This is a genomic window from Burkholderia sp. Bp9016, assembly GCF_003857765.1.
GTDB lineage: Bacteria > Pseudomonadota > Gammaproteobacteria > Burkholderiales > Burkholderiaceae > Burkholderia.
Window position 1 is genome coordinate 84382 of record NZ_QTPY01000004.1, and the last position, 17820, is coordinate 102201.

Below are 17820 nucleotides of genomic sequence, written 5' to 3' on the forward strand. Positions count from 1 at the left end.
GTTCCGTTTTCCGTATTCGAAGGTCGCGCCGAAGATCATGCATGACGCGCGAACCCAGCCAAAAACCAGGCCAAAACAAAAAGCCCGCTATGCGTCGGCATCAGCGGGCTTCGGTGCGGTACGACAGCGATCGACTCGGGCCGGCTGCCGCCGGCCTTCGCTTTAGCTGTTTTGGGAAGTCGCCCCGCGTCCGCAAGCTGAATCAAATCGACGCAAGGCCACATCCTATCACGCTTCATTCGAAGCGCGCGCCGGCATCACTCGACCGACAGCTGCAGGTTCATCTGCGACACCGCGGTGTCGCTGGCCGCGTCGCGGTCGGCCTGCGACGCCGGTGCGAGGCGTGCGCGCTCGATCGCATCGAGGTACTCGGGCGTCACCGCACCGGTGATGTAGTTGCCGTCGAAGCACGACGCCTCGAAGTGCTCGAGCTTCGGGTTGATGTCGCGCACCGCGCGGCGCAGGTCGTCGACGTCCTGATAGATCAGGTGGTCGGCGCCGATGATCTTCGCGACTTCTTCGTCGGTGCGACCGTGTGCGACCAGCTCGCCGCGCGTCGGCATGTCGATGCCGTACACGTTCGGGAACTTCACGGGCGGCGCCGCCGACGCGAAGATCACCGACTTCGCGCCCGCATCGCGCGCCATTTGCACGATCTCGTGCGAGGTCGTGCCGCGCACGATCGAATCGTCGACGATCAGCACGTGCTTGTCCTTGAACTCGATGCTCATCGCATTGAGCTTCTGGCGCACCGACTTCTTGCGCACGGCCTGGCCCGGCATGATGAAGGTCCGGCCGACGTAGCGGTTCTTGAAGAAGCCTTCGCGATACTCGACACCGAGCTTCGCGGCGACCTGCATTGCGGCCGGACGCGACGAATCGGGAATCGGCATCACGACGTCGATCGGCACGTTCGGCAGCTCGCGCTTGATCTTCTCGGCGAGGTAGTCGCCCATGCGCAGGCGCACGTTGTAGACCGGCACGCCGTCGAGGCACGAATCCGGACGGGCGAGATACACGTATTCGAACATGCACGGATTAAGCGTCGGCTGCTCCGCGCACTGCTGGCTGTGGAAGTTGCCGGCCTTGTCGATGAAGATCGCTTCGCCCGGCTGCACGTCGCGCACGAATTCGAAGCCGATGCCTTCGACCGCCACCGACTCCGACGCGACCATCCATTCGGTGCCGTGTTCGGTTTCGAGCTTGCCGAGGCAGAGCGGGCGAATGCCGAACGGATCGCGGAACGCGAGCAGACCGTAGCCGGCGATCAGCGACACGATCGCATACGAACCCTGCAGGCGGCGATGCACGCCCGCGACGGCCTTGAACACCGCGGCCGGATCGAGTTCGAGGCCGGTCGTCGACAGTTGCAGCTCGTGTGCGAACACGTTGAGCAGCACTTCGCTGTCGGAATTGGTGTTGATGTGCCGGCGATCGATCCGGAACATCTCGTCCTTCAGCTGTTCCCAGTTCGTCAGATTGCCGTTGTGCGCGAGGATGATCCCGAACGGCGCGTTCACGTAGAACGGCTGCGCCTCGGCTTCGCTCGACGCCGAGCCGGCCGTCGGGTAGCGGACCTGGCCGATGCCGAAGGTGCCGGGCAGGCTGCGCATGTTGCGCGTGCGGAACACGTCGCGCACCATCCCGTTCGCCTTGTACATGTGGAAATTGCTGCCATCCGCCGTCGCGATGCCTGCTGCGTCCTGACCGCGATGCTGCAAAAGCAGCAGGCTGTCATAGATCAGCTGATTGACGGGGGATTGGGAAATAACACCTACGATGCCGCACATGGCATGTCCTTCAAGATGACAAAATCGGTTCCGTCCTGCCCGGCCGCGTCGTCACACGCGTACGTACTGGGCCATGCCGTCGGGCAGGAGCTGCTTCAGCTCGTGCACGCCCTGTTCGGCGATAGGACGCAATAGCGCATTGCGCCAGAAATCCTGTTTGGGCAAGTCGGTCAGCCCGGCCGCCGCGACCAGCAGCACGACCAGCACGCAGCCGCGGATGAGCCCGAACATCATGCCCAGCGAGCGGTCGACACCGCCGAGGCCCGTCGCCTGCGCGATGCGCGACAACAGCGCGTTCGCGACCCCTGCGACGAACACCACGCCGATCACGATCAGCGCGAACGAGATCACCCACTGCGTCAGCGCGCCGCCCGGCCAGTTCGCCGGAATATACGGTACGACGAGTCCGACGTAGCGGCCCGCGATCACGATCGCCGCGATCCAGCCGATCAGCCCGAAAATTTCGGAGACGAAGCCGCGCCACGCGCCACGCAGCGCAGACAACGCGATCACCGCCAATACAGCGTAGTCGAAAGCCGTCAGCATCGCACGTTACTGCGTCAGTCCGGCTTCGCGCACCTTCGCGATCGCGGCGGATGCCGCCGCACGATCCGCGAACGGGCCGGCACGCAGCAGTGTAGCCGTGCTGCCGTCAGCCTGCTTGCGATGCTCGACATATGCGGGTACACCCGCCGATTTCAACTTGGCCGCCCACGAGCGGGCCGTTGCGTCATCCTTGAACGACCCGAGCTGCACCGCGAAGCGTGCGCCGGCCGGCGACGCCGGCGAAGATGCGTCGCCGTTGTCGGGCGCGGCATCGGTGTCGGTGTTCGCGACGGCCGCGGGCGCCGGCTTCGGCGCGACCGGTTTCGCCGCGGGGGCGGCCGGCTTCGCGGCAGGCTTCGGCGGCGTCACGCTTGCCGTGGTGGCCGTCGACGCGTCGGGCTTCGCAGCCGGCTTGGCCGTATCCTGCGCGGCAGGCGCGGGAGCGGCCGCCACGGCGGCAACGTCGGATGCCGGCGGTTCGTCGTGCGCGACACCCGCCTGCACGTCGGACGCATCGTCATCGCCCGCTGCGACCGCCTGATGCGCGGGCCGGTTCGGGATATCGATCGCGATATCGTCCGTCACCGGCTTCGGGTGCGAATCGAGCACCATCGGCAGCACGATCACGGCTGCGACGACGAGCGCGATCGCGCCGACGAGGCGACGGCGTGCGCGTTGCTTTTCAGGAAGGGTCGGATCGAGGAGCAGAGCATCCGACTCCGGACGCTCCGTACGGCGCGTGCGTCGCTCGACGCGTTCAGTGCGCTCCGTGCGCACGTTCCGGGAGGCCCCGGTACGACCGCCGCGCCGGGTGGGCGCGTCGTCGTCTTTCTTGCCGAACGAGAAAATTCCCATGAATGGCTGAGTCCGAAACTGCCCGTCAGTCAGTGTTGCTGCGATTTCCGGTAGGCCATCACACCTGCCACCGTATGGAAACTGCCGAAAACCACGATTCTATCATTCTCGGATGCTCTTTTTAGTGCATCGCGAAACGCTTCGGCGGGCGATGCGAAACGCGTGACGCTCGAATCAGCCCCCTCTTCCACGCCGGCCTTGCGCAGCGCGGCTTCGAGCTGCTCCGCACTCGCCGCGCGCGGCAGCGGCAAGTCGGTCACGCACCAGTGGTCGATCTCGCCCTTCAGGTGGCGCAGCACGCCATCGATGTCCTTGTCGTGCATCGCGCCGAACACCGCGTACGTGTACGGGAAGAAGCCCATGTTGCCGAGGTTCTGCTCGAGCACGGCCGCCGCATGCGGATTGTGTGCGACGTCCAGCACGATCGCCGGCTTGCCGGGCAGCACCTGGAAGCGCCCCGGCAGCTCGACGTTCGCGAGCCCGAGCCGGATGTCCTGCGCGGACACCGGTAGCACCGGGCGCAGCGCCTCGAGCGCGGCCAGCGCGGCCGACGCATTGATCAGCTGGTTCGCACCGCGCAGCGCCGGATACGCAAGCGCCGGATAGCGCTTGTCGCGGCCGAGGTAGCTCCACTGCTGACGTTCCGCACCCGGCTGCGCCTCGTAGCGGAAGTCGCGTCCGACCAGCCACAGGTCGGCGCCGATCGCGTCGGCATGATCGACCAGCGTCTGCGGCACCGCGGGATCGCCACAGATCGCCGGCTTGCCCGAACGGAAGATCCCCGCCTTCTCGAACGCGATCTTCTCGCGCGTGTCGCCGAGGTATTCGGTGTGATCGATATCGATGCTCGTGACGATCGCGCAATCGGTGTCGATGATGTTGACCGCATCGAGCCGGCCGCCGAGGCCGACTTCGAGGATCACCGCATCGAGGCCGCGCGACGCGAACAGATGCAGGATCGCGAGCGTCGTGAATTCGAAGTACGTGAGCGACACCGGCTCCGGCAACGACGTGCGTGCGGCTTCGACGGCTTCGAAGTGCGGCAGCAGTTCGGCGTCGCTGACCTGCTGCCCGTTCACGCGTGCACGCTCACCGAATTCGAGCAGGTGCGGCGACGTGTGACAGCCGACCTTGTATCCCGCGTGAACGAGGATCGCCTCGAGGAACGCGCAGGTCGAGCCTTTGCCGTTCGTGCCGCCGACCGTGATCACGGGGCACGCGAATTCGAGCTGCAGCGCCGCCTTGACCTGCCCGATGCGGGTCAGGCCCATGTCGATGCCGACCGGGTGCGCGCGTTCGAGATGCGAAAGCCACGCGTCGAGAGTGGGAAAAGTGCTCATCGGATCAAATCTGAATCAGTACCGCCACTACGCCAAAAAACGAAACGCGCCGCCCGGCGGTTCAGCCGGGCGACGCGCGCAGTTCACAACGCCGCGCCAATCAGGCCAGCGCGTCGGCCGGCTGTCGCTGCAGCAGCGCGAGCAGCTGCGCGATCTCGTCGCGCATCTTGCGGCGGTCGACGATCATGTCGATCGCGCCCGTCTTCAGCAGGAATTCCGCACGCTGGAAGCCTTCCGGCAGCTTCTCGCGCACCGTCTGCTCGATCACGCGCGGGCCGGCAAAGCCGATCAGCGCCTTCGGCTCGGCGATCACGACGTCGCCGAGGAACGCGAAGCTCGCCGACACGCCGCCCATCGTCGGGTCGGTCAGCACCGAGATGAACGGCAGCTTGGCTTCGGCCAGCTTGGTCAGCATCGCGGTGGTCTTGGCCATCTGCATCAGCGACAGCAGGCTTTCCTGCATCCGCGCACCGCCCGATGCCGTGAAGCAGATGAACGGCACGTGTTGTTCCAGTGCGTTCTGCGCGCCGCGCGCGAAGCGTTCGCCGACGACCGAGCCCATCGAGCCGCCCATGAACGAGAACTCGAAGCAGGCCGCGACGACGGGCAGCGTGTGGATCGCGCCGCCCATCACGACCATCGCGTCGGTCTCGCCCGTCTCGTCCATCGCTTCCTTCAGACGATCGGGGTACTTGCGGCTGTCCTTGAACTTCAACGAGTCGACCGGAACGATTTCCTGGCCGATTTCATAGCGGCCTTCCGGATCGAGCAGCCCGTCGAGGCGTTCGCGTGCGCCGATGCGCATGTGGTGATCGCACTTCGGGCATACGTGCAGGTTCGCATCCACGTCGTTGCGGTACAGCACGGCCTCGCAGGACGGGCATTTGACCCACAGACCTTCCGGAATGCCCTTGCGGCTTTTCGGGTCGGTCTGCTTGATCTTCGGCGGCAACAGTTTGTCGAGCCAGCTCATCGTATGGTTTCCTGTTCCGTGGCGGGGCGGGCCAAACGGCCCGCTCCCGCTTCCTGTGTTGTGTTTATCGCGCCGTCTTGCCGGCGCCGTCCAACGCGGCACGCAGCTCGGCGATGAACGTCTTCAGCTCGGCGGCAGCGCCCTCCGGTGCGGCGCTCTCGAGCAGTTGCACCAGACGGCTGCCGATCACGACGGCGTCCGACACTTCGGCCACCGCGCGCGCCGTTTCGGCGTCGCGAATGCCGAAGCCGACGCCCACCGGAACCGGCACGCGCGACTTGATGGCCGGGATTTTACCCGCAATGCTCGAAACATCCAGATTTCCGGCGCCGGTCACGCCCTTGAGCGACACGTAATACACGTAGCCGCTCGCGATCTTGCCCACGTCGGCGATGCGTTCGTCGGTCGACGTCGGCGCGAGCAGGAAGATCGGATCGATCTGCGCGGCGCGCATTTTCTCGGCGAACACGCCCGCTTCTTCCGGCGGATAGTCGACGACCAGCACGCCGTCGACGCCCGCCGCCTGTGCTTCGGCGGCGAACGCATCGACACCCATCCGTTCGATCGGGTTCGCATAACCCATCAGCACGACGGGGGTTTTCGGGTCGGTCTCGCGAAAGCGCTTCACGTCGGCGAGCACGCTCTTCAGCGTGACGCCGCGCGCGAGCGCGCGTTCCGACGAGCGCTGGATCACCGGGCCGTCGGCCATCGGGTCCGAGAACGGCACGCCGAGCTCGATCACGTCGGCGCCGCCTTCGGCGAGCGCATGCATGAATTCGACGGTCTTCGCGGGATCGGGGTCGCCGGCCGTGATGAACGGGATCAGGCCCTTACGGCCTTGTTCGGCGAGCGTGGCAAAGGTCTGCTGGATACGGGAGGACATGGCAATTTTCCTTGATGCGATCGGCACTGCGGCGGCGCGACTCACGCGCACGCCCGCGCGGCGAGCGCACTCACGCGCTCGTGCGCGATCGCGCAATAACTTTCGTTGATCTCGTAGCCGACGAAGTCGCGCCCCTGCCGTGCGCAGGCCACCGCGGTCGTGCCGCTGCCCATGAACGGATCGAGCACGCGGCCGCCCGGCGGGCAGCTTGCGAGCACCATCCGCTCAATGATTTCCAGCGGTTTCTGGGTCGGATGATCGACGCGCTCCGCGTGCTGCCGATGCAGGCGCGAGACCGACCAGACGTCCTTCGGGTTGTAGCCCATCTCCAGCCACTTGCTGCCTTCGAACAGCTTGCGCGAGCGGGCCTTCTTCGTGTCGGCGTCGTACGGGATGCGAACCGGATCGAGATCGAAGTAATACGCCCTGGAAACCGCGAAAAAGCCGATGTTGTCGTGCACCGACGTGAAACGGCGCGTCGTGCCGCCCATGCTCGGCACGCGCCGGTCCCAGATGATCTCGTTGATCATCGTGAGCTTCGTCTTCAGGAAGCTGAAGATTTCCGGCGCGTACTGCCACGTGCAGAAGATGTACATCGACCCGCTTGGCTTGAGCTTCGGGATCGCGAGCTCGAGCCACTCGCGCGTCCACGCGAGGAAATCGTCGCCCGAACGCTTGTCCGAGTCGTTGCCGTAGTCCTTGCCGAGCCCGTACGGCGGATCGGCGACGATCAGGTCGATCGACGCATCCGGCAGGCGCGCGGCTTCGGTCATGAAATCGCGGTTATGCAGTTCGATCCCGGACGGCAGCGCGCGCGGCACGGCGACGACGGGCTGCCCCGCCTCCGCTTCGCTCGCGGCGCCGCCGCCCGGCTGTTCGATCAGGTCACGCATCGGCGGCGGTCAGAGCGCGATGCCCGATCGCTCGGCGACCGTGTGCATGTCCTTGTCGCCACGGCCCGACAGGTTGACGAGCAGGATCTTGTCCTTCGGCAACGTCGGGGCGAGCTTCACGCCATACGCGATCGCGTGGCTCGACTCGAGCGCGGGAATGATCCCCTCGATCCGGCAGCAGTCGTGGAACGCCTTCAACGCTTCGTCGTCGGTGATCGGCACGTACTGCGCGCGGCCGCTGTCCTTCAGCCAGGCGTGCTCGGGGCCGACGCCCGGATAGTCGAGGCCCGCCGACACCGAATGCGTCTCGATGATCTGGCCGTTGTCGTCCTGCAGCAGGTACGTCCGGTTGCCGTGCAGCACGCCGGGGCTGCCGGCGATCAGCGATGCCGCGTGACGGCCCGTGTCGAGGCCGTCGCCGGCCGCTTCGACGCCGATCAGCTGCACGGATTTGTCATCGATGTACGGATAGAAGATGCCCATCGCGTTCGAACCGCCGCCGACGCAAGCGATCACCGCATCCGGCTGGCGGCCGGCGAGTTCCGGCATCTGCACCTTGCACTCGTCGCCGATCACGCGCTGGAAGTCGCGCACCATCGCCGGGTACGGGTGCGGGCCCGCGACCGTGCCGATGATGTAGAACGTACTTTCGATGTTCGTGACCCAATCGCGCATCGCTTCGTTCAGCGCATCCTTCAGCGTGCGCGAACCCGATTCGACCGGCACGACGGTAGCGCCAAGCAGCTTCATCCGGTACACGTTCGCGGCCTGGCGGCGCACGTCCTCGGCACCCATGTAGACGATGCACTCCATCCCGAAGCGCGCGCAGATCGTTGCCGTCGCGACGCCGTGCTGGCCGGCGCCCGTCTCGGCGATCACGCGCTTCTTGCCCATGCGCTTCGCGAGCAGCGCCTGGCCGATCACGTTGTTGATCTTGTGCGCGCCGGTGTGGTTCAGGTCCTCGCGCTTCAGGTAGATCTGCGCGCCGCCGAGCATCTCGCTCCAGCGCTGCGCGTGATAGATCGGCGACGGACGGCCGACGAAATATTTCAGTTCGCGCTCGTATTCGGCGACGAATTCGGGGTCGTTCCGGAATTTCTCATATGCGGCGCGCAGTTCGTCCAGCGCGTGAATGAGCGTTTCGGCGACGAACACGCCGCCATACGGGCCGAAGTGGCCGCGATCATCAGGAAGGTTGTACATGGTGTCACTCTCGATCGGTCGGCACGCCCGGCTTTTGGGGCCGCACCGCTTGCATCACCCGGCGTCCGCTTCGCGCACCGCGCGTACGAACGCCGCCATTCGGGCGTGATCCTTCACGCCCTTCGCGCCCTCCACTTCGATGCCACTCGAGACATCGACAGCAAACGGACGCAACTGGCGAATCGCATCACCGACGTTTTGCGCGTTCAAGCCACCACTCAAAACGGCCCGATGCGCGAGCTCTGCGGGAATAAGAGACCAATCGAAGACCTTGCCGCTACCGCCGTAGTCCGGCACAAGAGTGTCGAACAGGAGGCCGCGCGCTTTCGAATAATGAAGATCCGATTCTACCAAATCGGCCGGCTGCGTCGAGGGGCCGACGCGCACGGCGCGCAACCACGGCAGCCGGGCCGCGAGGCCGAGCGCGTCGCACTGCCCCGGCGTCTCGTCGCCGTGGAATTGCAGCACCGTCAGCGGCACGTCGCGCACGACGGCTTCGATCTCGGCTTCGGTTGCGTTCACGAACAGGCCGACCACCGATACGAACGGCGGCGCCAGGCTTGCGAGCTCGGCCGCCTGCGCGATCGATACCGCGCGCGGGCTCTTCGGGTAGAACACAAGTCCGATCGCGTCGGCACCGAGCGCGGCTGCGTGCAGCACGTCATCGGGGCGCGTCAGCCCGCACAGCTTGATGCGCGTGCGCGGCGCGAGGCCGGCCGCGGCGGAAATCGAAGAAGACACGGCGTGCTCCGTCATGATTGTGGGTCCAGATCGGCCCAGACGCTGCTCCACGGCACGCTGCCGAGCTGCGCGGGCGGGACGGCGAATTCCGCCGGGTAGCCGACGTGAGCGAGATACAGCCCGTCGGCCATGAACGTGGGCGCGGCGAGCGCGCGGTCGCGCCCTGCCAGCACGTCGGCGACCCAGTCCGCCGGATAGCGGCCGCGGCCGACCGCGACGAGGCAGCCCATCAGGTTGCGCACCATGTGATGCAGGAACGCGTTCGCGCGGAAGCGGAAATGGATGAAGTGGCCCGCGCGCCGCACGTCGATCTGGTACAGGTGTTTGACCGGCGTCTTCGACTGGCATTCCGACGACCGGAACGACGAGAAGTCGTGCTCGCCGATCAGGTGTGCCGCGGCGATGCGCATCGCGTCGTCGTCGAGCGGCGTGTGGATCCAGCCCGCGCGGCCGGCCAGCATCGGCGAGCGCACGGGCTGCACGTACAGCGCGTAGTAATAGGTGCGCTCGAACGCCGAGAAACGCGCGTGGAACGTGTCCGGCATCGCCTTCGCCCACTGCACGGAAACGGTCGGCGGCAGGAACGCGTTGGTGCCGCGCACCCACGAGAATTCCGCGCGATCGAGTTCAGTGTCGAAGTGCACGACCTGCCCGAGCCCGTGCACGCCGGTGTCGGTCCGTCCAGCGACCGTCGTATGCAGCGGCACGCACGCGAACTCGCCGAGCGCATGTTCGAGCGCGTCCTGCACGGTCTTGCCGTGCGGCTGCGCCTGCCAGCCGCAGAACGCGGCGCCGTCGTATTGGATCCCCAGCGCGATCCGCATCACGCCTGGTCCGCCAGCTTCGCGAGCAGCGCGCGCGCATCGTCGCGCGTCGCGGCATCGTTCGCGGCAATCACTTCCTGGAGCAGCGTGCGCGCGCCGGACAGGTCCCCGAGCTCGACGTACTCCGACGCAAGGTCAAGCTTGTTGCGCGCGATGCGCGCGAGCTCGTCCGGCGTCAGCGCGGGCAATACGGCGCCCGGCGTGGACGGCAGGTCGAGATCGAAATCGAGCTTCAATGCGCCGAACTGCGCACCGCCGAGCGGCGGCAGCGACGACGTGGACGAGCTGCCCACACGGGTGGCAGGCAATGCCGCATCCGGATCCCAATCGAAGTCGTCGTCCTGATCGCGCGCGCGTTCCGGGGACGGATCGTTCGCGCCAACTGGCGGTTGCGGCGCGAATTGACCGTTAGTTGCGATTTGATCGCTTGCCGTCTGTCCTTCCCGCGTGGCCGGCGCATCCGCAATACGCGGCGGCAGCGGCATGTCGAGACTGTTGAGCGCGGCGATCGCATTCTGCATCAGCGCAGCGTGCTGCGCGTCGTTTGCGGGACGTGCGGCGGACGGATCGGCCGGCGCATCCGCGACCGCTTCCGCATCGGGTTTCACGTCGTGCGAAACCGGCGCCGTATCGCTCTCGGGCGCGGTGTGCGCGGTCGTCGCTTCCGCTCGATCATCAAGAGGCTTCGCCACGTCCGGCTGCGGCGACACATCGGCATCGCGTGCATCGAATGCCTCGGCGGCTACCGCGTCCGCCGCGACGAGACTTGCGTCGGTCGCTGCGTCGCGGGCAAGCGGTGTTTCGGGCAGTGCCGGCGGCAGCGGCTCGACGGACGGCGACGCGCCGGCATCGGCAGTCGGTGCATCGCCGGATCCAGTCGCGATCGCGTTTGCAAGCCGGATTTTCCGGCGCCGGCGCCACGCGAACCCGGCTGCGAGAACGACCACACCCGTGCCGGCCACCGCAGCCGGACGCCAGTCCATCTGTACGCCATTGCTCGCAGGCGGTGCGCTTGTTACAGGCACGGCCGGTTGCACCGGCGCCGATGCCGGTTGCGCGGCACTGGTGGCCACGCCGGACGCCACTTCACTCGCCGGCGCTGCAGCGGCCGGCGCACCGGCATCGTTCGCGGCCGGGCGCGGCGCAGCAGGCGCAGGTGCCGTGCCGTTCGTTGCAGCCGGCTTGCCGATCCCGTGTTTCTGCAGCTCCATCAGCACACGATTCTTCAGCGCGAGCAGTTGCTGCAGGCTCGATGGCCGCGGCTGCGATGCGGCCGCGGCGGGTGCCGCACCGGCCGGTTCATGCGTGCCTTCGATCGGAGCACCCCGTGCAGGCTGGGCAGCCGCCTCGCTCACCGACGACGGTGCAGACTGGATCGTACCGCTCCAGACGTGCGGCCCGCTTGCACCGGCGACAGGTGCCGTCGGCTGCTCGGTTTCGACCGTCGACGCGCCATGCGCGGCGGAAGCACCGACCAAAGCGGATGCACCGGCTGGCGCTGCTGCGCTCGCACCGCTCACCGGTGCAGCATGCACGACCGATGCGCTCGGCGCGGCTTGCACGGCCGAACCCGGATGCGGCGCGGCTGCGGAGCCCCCCGCCCCGGCGACTGCGGCGGAGGCTGCCGTTGCCGCGGACGCACCGGCCGGCACGAGTGCCGCGCCCGTCGCGTCGAGCGCGGGCACCGTCAGCGTCGCGCCCGCTTTCAGGCGGCTCGCGTCATGCTTCATGAACGCCTGCGGATTCGCGTCGAACAGCGCGCGGCCGGCACGTGCGAGCACGACCGGATCGTGCGACTGCGTGGCCGCTTTCGCGATGTCGTTCAACGACTGGCCGGGCTGGACCGTCACGGTGAGCAGCGCGGCGCCGCCGGCGCCGGACGCCGGCAGTTCGCCGGTGCCGGCCGCCCAGGCCGACGCGGCCGCACCGAGCGCCAGGATCGCCAGCGCGCCACGCACGGCGCGCGACAGACGAGACTGACGCGGAAACAAGGAAATTCGGGACATCGTAGGCTCAATCGCCGCGCGCGGGCGCGGCTCGGATTCGCGTTTGGAAGCGTCAACAAAGTCGCCGCAGAAATGCAAAAGCGTCGCGCAGAACGCGACGCTTTCGGCGATTCTGCGCGTCGTAACCGCGTAGTTTACTTCACACGATCGGGTTCGGGCCGAATTCGTCGCCGGCGGGCGCGGCCGGCCGTGGCCGTGCATCGTTGCAATGACGTCCACGCCGGGCCGCCGGCGCATGAATCGCGTGCAGCGGTTTTATCGAGAACAGGGGTATCGATCGATACCGACCCTGCACACGCGGGCGACCAACGAAAAACGCCTGCCGCCCCGCAAAGGGCAGGCAGGCGTATCGCTTCGCGCGCCGATGGCGCGCGGCGCGGCCCGATACTTACTTGTCGAGCAGGATGCGCAGCATGCGGCGCAGCGGCTCGGCCGCACCCCACAGCAGCTGGTCGCCGACCGTGAATGCAGACAGGTATTCGCCGCCCATCGCGAGCTTGCGCAGACGGCCGACCGGCACCGTCAGCGTGCCGGTGATCTTGGCAGGCGACAGATCCCGCATCGACGCTTCACGCTCGTTCGGCACGACCTTCACCCAATCGTTCGCCGACGCGAGGATGCCGTTGACCTCGTCGAGCGGCACGTCCTTCTTCAGCTTGATCGTCAGCGCCTGCGAGTGGCAGCGCATCGCGCCGATCCGCACGCACAGGCCGTCGACGGGGATCGAACCCGGTTCGCCCATCGCGGGCTTGCCGAGGATCTTGTTGGTTTCCGCGCCGCCCTTCCATTCTTCCTTCGACATCCCGTTGCCGAGATCCTTGTCGATCCACGGAATCAGCGAGCCGGCGAGCGGCACGCCGAAGTGGCTCGTCGGCATCGCGTCGCTGTTCATCGTCGCGAGCACGCGGCGGTCGATGTCGAGGATCGCGGAAGCCGGATCAGCGAGTTGTTCCTGCACCGCGCCGTGCAGCGCGCCCATCTGCGACAGCAGTTCGCGCATGTTCTGCGCGCCCGCGCCCGATGCGGCCTGATACGTCATCGCCGTCATCCAGTCGACGAGGTTCTCGCGGAACAGGCCGCCAAGCGCCATCAGCATCAGGCTGACCGTGCAGTTGCCGCCGACGAAGTTCTTCGTGCCCTTGACGAGCGCGTCCTTGATCACGTCGAGGTTGACCGGATCGAGAATGATGACCGCGTCATCCTTCATCCGCAGCGACGATGCCGCGTCGATCCAGTAGCCGTTCCAGCCGGCCGCACGCAACTTCGGGAACACTTCGTTGGTGTAGTCGCCGCCCTGGCACGTGATGATCACGTCGCACTTCTTCAGTTCGTCGACGTTGGTCGCATCCTTGAGCGTAGTCTCGTTTTTCGCGAACGACGGCGCCTTGCCGCCCGTGTTGCTGGTGCTGAAAAACACCGGTTCGATCAGGTCGAAATCGCCCTCTTCCTGCATGCGCTGCATCAGCACGCTGCCGACCATGCCGCGCCAACCTACGAGACCTACGTTCATGACTAACCCTTTGAATGGAGCTTCCCCGCCATTTCCGTCCCCGGCGTGACCGCGCGGGGAAACAGGCGGGCACGACGGACGATCAGCGTTTAATGATCGTTTTCGTGGTAATGGTTTTCGTGATGACGATGGCGCGCGCACCCGCACGGGCAGTGTTGCCGTGGAGTTTCAGGACCGGGGAGATCAGGGAAATCAGCGCCATCGTTCGAGTCTACACAAAGCCGGTTGCCCGCACAACGGTCAACCGCGCGCGAACCGGCCGATTTTCCGGCCCGTTCGCGCCCTTTCTACATTAACTGCCGTACGCGTTACAGCGCGGCGACCACGGCGTCGCCCATCGCCGCCGTGCCGACCCGCTGGCAGCCCGGCGTCGCGATGTCGCCCGTGCGATAGCCTTGCTCGAGCACCGTTTTCACTGCGCGCTCGATGCGATCGGCCTGCTCCGCGCGATTCAGCGAGTAGCGCAGCAGCATCGCAGCCGACAGGATCGTCGCGAGCGGGTTCGCGATGCCCTTGCCCGCGATGTCCGGCGCCGAACCGTGCGACGGCTCGTACAGGCCCTTGTTGTTCTTGTCGAGCGACGCCGACGGCAGCATGCCGATCGAACCCGTCAGCATCGACGCTTCATCCGACAGGATGTCGCCGAACATGTTGCCGGTCACGATCACGTCGAACTGCTTCGGCGCCTTCGCGAGCTGCATCGCTGCGTTGTCGACGTACATGTGCGACAGCTCGACGTCCGCGTATTCCTTCGACACGTCGATCATGATGTCGCGCCAGAATTGCGACGTCTCCAGCACGTTCGACTTGTCGACCGACAACAGCTTCTTCGCGCGCTTTTGCGCGGCCTGGAACGCGACGTGCGCGATGCGGCGCACTTCCGGTTCCGAGTAGCGCATCGTGTCGAAGCCTTCGCGCTCGCCCGCGAACGGGCCATCCGGCGCCGCGCGCACGCCGCGCGGCTGGCCGAAGTAGATGTCGCCGTTCAATTCGCGCACGATCAGGATGTCGAGGCCCGCGACGAGCTCCGGCTTCAGCGGCGACGCATCGACGAGTTGCGAATAGCAGATCGCCGGGCGGAAGTTCGCGAACAGCTCGAGGTGCTTGCGCAGCCCGAGGATCGCCTGCTCGGGGCGCAGCGCGCGCTCGAGCGAGTCGTACTTCCAGTCGCCGACCGCGCCGAACAGGATCGCGTCAGCTTCCTTTGCGAGCTTCAGCGTCGCGTCGGGCAGCGGATGACCGCTCGCCTCGTAGCCCGCGCCGCCGACCGGCGCCTGCTCGAGCTCGAATTTTTCGTCGAGTGCATTCAGCACCTTGACCGCTTCGTTGACGATTTCCGGACCGATGCCGTCGCCGGGCAGCACTGCAATCTTCATGCGTTATTCCTGACTGGGTAGGTGATGGTGACAGGTCGGCGAGCGCGGTTCATGCGCGCCCGCCCGAAAGGCAATCTCAGCCGACCAGCTTGTTGTTGAGCCACGGCTGCTTTGCGAGCCGCTCCGCTTCGAACTGACGAATCTTGTCGGCGTGACGCAGCGTCAGGCCGATGTCGTCGAAGCCGTTCAACAGGCAGTACTTGCGGAACGCGGTGATGTCGAACGGATACTCGCGGCCGTCGCCCGTGCGCACGACTTGTGCGTCGAGATCGATCGTCAGCTGATAACCGGTGAACGCGTACGTGTCGTTGAACAGGTGATCGACCTGCTGCTCGGTCAGCACGATCGGCAGCAGCCCGTTCTTGTAGCAGTTGTTGAAGAAGATGTCCGCGAAGCTCGGCGCGATGATCGCGCGGAAGCCGTACTGTTGCAGCGCCCACGGTGCGTGCTCGCGCGAGCTGCCGCAGCCGAAGTTCTTGCGTGCGAGCAGCACCGATGCGCCCTGGTAGCGCGGCTGGTTCAGCACGAAGTCCGGGTTCAGCGGGCGCTTCGAGTTGTCCTGGCCCGGCTCGCCGTGGTCGAGATAACGCCATTCGTCGAACGCGTTCGGACCGAAGCCCGTGCGCTTGATCGACTTCAGGAACTGCTTCGGGATGATCGCGTCGGTGTCGACGTTCTCGCGATCGAGCGGCGCCACGACGCCGGTATGCACATTGAATTTTTCCATGATCCGTCTATCCGGTTGAAGGGCCGGCAATCAGCCGGCGCACATCGACAAATTCTCGGCGGGCATCAGTCCGCGGCGCGCTGGAGCGCGTTGCCGGCCGCATTGACGTCCTCGCCGAAGCCTCGGACGGTATTGCAGCCGGCCAGACCGAAGCCCAGCCCCGCGAGCGCCAGCGCGGCAACTAGCCGCGCGATGACCTTCGATGCCGTCACGCGTTACCCCAGCTTGCGAATATCGACGAAGTGGCCTTCGATCGCCGCTGCCGCCGCCATCGCGGGGCTCACGAGGTGCGTACGGCCGCCCGCGCCCTGCCGGCCCTCGAAGTTGCGGTTCGACGTCGACGCGCAGCGCTCGCCCGGATCGAGCCGGTCGGCGTTCATCGCGAGGCACATCGAGCAGCCCGGCTCGCGCCATTCGAAACCGGCGTCCGTGAACACCTTGTCGAGCCCTTCGCGCTCGGCCTGCGCCTTCACGAGGCCCGAGCCCGGCACGACCATCGCGAGGCGCACGTTCGATGCGACGCGACGGTTCAGCTTCTTCACGACATACGCGGCCGCGCGGATATCCTCGATGCGCGCGTTCGTGCACGAACCGATGAAGATCTTGTCGACCTTGATCGACTCGATCGGCGTGTTCGGCTCGAGCGCCATATAGGCCAGCGCGCGCTCCATCGCGTCGCGCTTGACCGGATCCTTCTCGCGCTCGGGGTCCGGCACGCGACCGTCGATCGACGTGACCATTTCCGGCGACGTGCCCCACGTGACCTGCGGGACGATCTCGGCCGCGTTCAGCTCGACGACGCGGTCGAACTGCGCACCTTCGTCGGACTTGAACTCGCGCCAGTATTCGACGGCCTGGTTCCATTCCGCGCCGGTCGGCACGAACGGACGGCCCTTCAGGTAGTCGATCGTCGTATCGTCGACGGCGACCATGCCCGCGCGCGCGCCGGCTTCGATCGCCATGTTGCAGACGGTCATCCGGCCTTCCATCGTCAGCGCGCGGATCGTCGAGCCGCCGAATTCGATCGCGTAGCCCGTGCCGCCTGCCGTGCCGATCTTGCCGATGATCGCAAGCACGATGTCCTTCGCGGTACAGCCGCGCGGCAGCGTGCCTTCGACCTTCACGAGCATGTTCTTGCTCTTTTTCTGCAGCAGCGTTTGCGTCGCGAGCACGTGCTCGACTTCCGATGTGCCGATGCCGTGCGCGAGCGCGCCGAACGCGCCGTGCGTCGACGTGTGCGAATCGCCGCATACGATCGTCATGCCCGGCAGCGTCGCGCCCTGTTCCGGCCCGATGATGTGCACGATGCCCTGGCGCACGTCATTCATCTTGAACTGCGTGATACCGAATGCATCGCAGTTCGCATCCAGCGTGTCGACCTGCAGCTTCGAGACGGGATCGGCAATGCCGTGGCTGCGATCGGTGGTCGGGACGTTGTGGTCCGACACGGCCAGGTTCGCGCTGATGCGCCACACCGGACGGTGCGCGACGTTCAGCCCTTCGAATGCCTGCGGGCTCGTGACTTCGTGCAGCAGCTGACGGTCGATATAGAGCAATGCCGTGCCGTCGTCCTCGGTGTGGACGACGTGGGTGTTCCACAGTTTGTCGTAGAGAGTCTGTGCCATGGGTATGCGGGGTCGTTGTGACTACAAGCCTTACTGGTGCGATCGATTATGCCACGCAGAATGCGCCACGGCGCAGCGAAGACGAGAAAAAACCCATTAAAAACAGTGGTTTGGCTGGTAGTGCCAATACCTGTATCGGCATTACCAGCCAAATTGGGGCATCAGCCGTTCGGGTATTCGCGGCTGATCGGGTCGAGCCGCAGGATGCCGAGCCGCACACCCGCGCTACTCGGCAGGTAGAGATCGCGACGCCGCAACGCGGGCATCTGCGCGGCGGTGTCGTAGCGCACCGGCAGCGTCACCCCGGCCGGCGACGTGCTATCCGTCCGTGCCCGCATTCGCCGCGCACCGCTTCGCCGGATTCTCCGACGACTTCTCGACCCGGGTGTCTTTCTACGGCCCCGAAAGCGGCGAGCGCAACGAACGCGGCGCATGACGCGCGGCACGCACCGCGCTTTCCGTACGATCTCCTAGACTGTCTATTCGCAACGGGGCGGCGCACGGCCGACCTCCCCGTCATCACGATGC

Annotated in this window: 18 protein-coding genes; all 18 read right to left on the bottom strand. The window is 66.3% G+C overall.

Annotation, left to right across the window (positions count from 1 at the left end; translation table 11 throughout):
• Positions 1-257 precede the first annotated feature (257 nt).
• The 18 genes from purF to DIE13_RS06580 all read right to left on the bottom strand — a co-directional run bounded on the left by purF (position 258) and on the right by DIE13_RS06580 (position 17630).
• The gene (purF, locus tag DIE13_RS06495) at positions 258-1790 is read right to left on the bottom strand and encodes an amidophosphoribosyltransferase (protein WP_124826378.1); all 1533 of its coding nucleotides are present in this window, start codon (positions 1788-1790) and stop codon (positions 258-260) included.
• Between the two features lie 51 nt (positions 1791-1841).
• Positions 1842-2336 (bottom strand): CvpA family protein, encoded by a 495-nt coding sequence (locus DIE13_RS06500; protein ID WP_124826379.1) that lies wholly within the window; start codon positions 2334-2336, stop codon positions 1842-1844.
• Positions 2337-2342: 6 nt separating this feature from the next.
• The gene (locus tag DIE13_RS06505) at positions 2343-3191 is read right to left on the bottom strand and encodes an SPOR domain-containing protein (RefSeq protein ID WP_124826380.1); all 849 of its coding nucleotides are present in this window, start codon (positions 3189-3191) and stop codon (positions 2343-2345) included.
• A gap of 29 nt (positions 3192-3220) precedes the next feature.
• Positions 3221-4531, bottom strand: a complete 1311-nt coding sequence (gene folC / locus DIE13_RS06510) for a bifunctional tetrahydrofolate synthase/dihydrofolate synthase (RefSeq protein WP_124826381.1) — start codon at positions 4529-4531, stop codon at positions 3221-3223.
• A gap of 100 nt (positions 4532-4631) precedes the next feature.
• Complete coding sequence (gene accD, locus DIE13_RS06515) at positions 4632-5504, bottom strand: acetyl-CoA carboxylase, carboxyltransferase subunit beta (protein WP_009691548.1); 873 nt, start codon at positions 5502-5504, stop codon at positions 4632-4634.
• A 64-nt stretch (positions 5505-5568) separates the two neighbouring features.
• Positions 5569-6387 carry a tryptophan synthase subunit alpha gene (gene trpA, locus DIE13_RS06520; protein WP_124826382.1) on the bottom strand — a complete coding sequence of 273 codons (819 nt, stop codon included), beginning with the start codon at positions 6385-6387 and terminating at the stop codon, positions 5569-5571.
• A 41-nt stretch (positions 6388-6428) separates the two neighbouring features.
• Positions 6429-7280, bottom strand: coding sequence for a site-specific DNA-methyltransferase (locus DIE13_RS06525; RefSeq protein ID WP_124826383.1), 852 nt, complete (start codon positions 7278-7280; stop codon positions 6429-6431).
• A 9-nt stretch (positions 7281-7289) separates the two neighbouring features.
• Positions 7290-8483 carry a tryptophan synthase subunit beta gene (gene trpB, locus DIE13_RS06530; RefSeq protein WP_124826384.1) on the bottom strand — a complete coding sequence of 398 codons (1194 nt, stop codon included), beginning with the start codon at positions 8481-8483 and terminating at the stop codon, positions 7290-7292.
• A 54-nt stretch (positions 8484-8537) separates the two neighbouring features.
• Complete coding sequence (locus DIE13_RS06535) at positions 8538-9239, bottom strand: phosphoribosylanthranilate isomerase (RefSeq protein ID WP_124826385.1); 702 nt, start codon at positions 9237-9239, stop codon at positions 8538-8540.
• Positions 9236-10048: a tRNA pseudouridine(38-40) synthase TruA gene (truA, locus tag DIE13_RS06540; RefSeq protein ID WP_175751658.1), complete on the bottom strand. Its 813-nt coding sequence runs from the start codon at positions 10046-10048 to the stop codon at positions 9236-9238. Before truA ends, DIE13_RS06535 begins: the two co-directional genes overlap by 4 nt.
• Complete coding sequence (locus DIE13_RS06545; RefSeq protein WP_124826387.1) at positions 10048-12054, bottom strand: FimV/HubP family polar landmark protein; 2007 nt, start codon at positions 12052-12054, stop codon at positions 10048-10050. Before DIE13_RS06545 ends, truA begins: the two co-directional genes overlap by 1 nt.
• Positions 12055-12442: 388 nt before the next feature.
• A complete protein-coding gene (gene asd / locus DIE13_RS06550; protein WP_124826388.1) occupies positions 12443-13564 on the bottom strand; it encodes an aspartate-semialdehyde dehydrogenase in 1122 nt (373 codons plus the stop codon).
• 82 nt (positions 13565-13646) lie between these two features.
• Positions 13647-13766, bottom strand: a complete 120-nt coding sequence (locus DIE13_RS33340; protein ID WP_006756675.1) for a hypothetical protein — start codon at positions 13764-13766, stop codon at positions 13647-13649.
• Between the two features lie 106 nt (positions 13767-13872).
• Positions 13873-14940, bottom strand: coding sequence for a 3-isopropylmalate dehydrogenase (gene leuB / locus DIE13_RS06560; RefSeq protein ID WP_124826389.1), 1068 nt, complete (start codon positions 14938-14940; stop codon positions 13873-13875).
• A gap of 76 nt (positions 14941-15016) precedes the next feature.
• Positions 15017-15667, bottom strand: coding sequence for a 3-isopropylmalate dehydratase small subunit (leuD, locus tag DIE13_RS06565; protein WP_124826390.1), 651 nt, complete (start codon positions 15665-15667; stop codon positions 15017-15019).
• 65 nt (positions 15668-15732) lie between these two features.
• Positions 15733-15879, bottom strand: coding sequence for an entericidin A/B family lipoprotein (locus tag DIE13_RS06570; protein WP_124826391.1), 147 nt, complete (start codon positions 15877-15879; stop codon positions 15733-15735).
• 3 nt (positions 15880-15882) lie between these two features.
• Positions 15883-17292 carry a 3-isopropylmalate dehydratase large subunit gene (gene leuC / locus DIE13_RS06575; protein ID WP_096503953.1) on the bottom strand — a complete coding sequence of 470 codons (1410 nt, stop codon included), beginning with the start codon at positions 17290-17292 and terminating at the stop codon, positions 15883-15885.
• Between the two features lie 161 nt (positions 17293-17453).
• Positions 17454-17630 (bottom strand): hypothetical protein, encoded by a 177-nt coding sequence (locus DIE13_RS06580; protein ID WP_233410084.1) that lies wholly within the window; start codon positions 17628-17630, stop codon positions 17454-17456.
• Positions 17631-17820 lie beyond the last annotated feature (190 nt).

What these genes read in the sequence shown, in the direction of transcription:
- DIE13_RS06580 (WP_233410084.1), bottom strand. Translation starts at nt 17,630, where the DNA reads ATGCGGGCACGGACGGATAGCACGTCGCCGGCCGGGGTGACGCTGCCG.
- asd (WP_124826388.1), bottom strand. Translation starts at nt 13,564, where the DNA reads ATGAACGTAGGTCTCGTAGGTTGGCGCGGCATGGTCGGCAGCGTGCTG.
- DIE13_RS06505 (WP_124826380.1), bottom strand. Translation starts at nt 3,191, where the DNA reads ATGGGAATTTTCTCGTTCGGCAAGAAAGACGACGACGCGCCCACCCGG.
- DIE13_RS33340 (WP_006756675.1), bottom strand. Translation starts at nt 13,766, where the DNA reads ATGGCGCTGATTTCCCTGATCTCCCCGGTCCTGAAACTCCACGGCAAC.
- truA (WP_175751658.1), bottom strand. Translation starts at nt 10,048, where the DNA reads ATGCGGATCGCGCTGGGGATCCAATACGACGGCGCCGCGTTCTGCGGC.
- leuC (WP_096503953.1), bottom strand. Translation starts at nt 17,292, where the DNA reads ATGGCACAGACTCTCTACGACAAACTGTGGAACACCCACGTCGTCCAC.
- DIE13_RS06500 (WP_124826379.1), bottom strand. Translation starts at nt 2,336, where the DNA reads ATGCTGACGGCTTTCGACTACGCTGTATTGGCGGTGATCGCGTTGTCT.
- accD (WP_009691548.1), bottom strand. Translation starts at nt 5,504, where the DNA reads ATGAGCTGGCTCGACAAACTGTTGCCGCCGAAGATCAAGCAGACCGAC.
- trpA (WP_124826382.1), bottom strand. Translation starts at nt 6,387, where the DNA reads ATGTCCTCCCGTATCCAGCAGACCTTTGCCACGCTCGCCGAACAAGGC.
- leuD (WP_124826390.1), bottom strand. Translation starts at nt 15,667, where the DNA reads ATGGAAAAATTCAATGTGCATACCGGCGTCGTGGCGCCGCTCGATCGC.
- folC (WP_124826381.1), bottom strand. Translation starts at nt 4,531, where the DNA reads ATGAGCACTTTTCCCACTCTCGACGCGTGGCTTTCGCATCTCGAACGC.
- DIE13_RS06545 (WP_124826387.1), bottom strand. Translation starts at nt 12,054, where the DNA reads ATGTCCCGAATTTCCTTGTTTCCGCGTCAGTCTCGTCTGTCGCGCGCC.
- purF (WP_124826378.1), bottom strand. Translation starts at nt 1,790, where the DNA reads ATGTGCGGCATCGTAGGTGTTATTTCCCAATCCCCCGTCAATCAGCTG.
- DIE13_RS06525 (WP_124826383.1), bottom strand. Translation starts at nt 7,280, where the DNA reads ATGCGTGACCTGATCGAACAGCCGGGCGGCGGCGCCGCGAGCGAAGCG.
- trpB (WP_124826384.1), bottom strand. Translation starts at nt 8,483, where the DNA reads ATGTACAACCTTCCTGATGATCGCGGCCACTTCGGCCCGTATGGCGGC.
- leuB (WP_124826389.1), bottom strand. Translation starts at nt 14,940, where the DNA reads ATGAAGATTGCAGTGCTGCCCGGCGACGGCATCGGTCCGGAAATCGTC.
- DIE13_RS06535 (WP_124826385.1), bottom strand. Translation starts at nt 9,239, where the DNA reads ATGACGGAGCACGCCGTGTCTTCTTCGATTTCCGCCGCGGCCGGCCTC.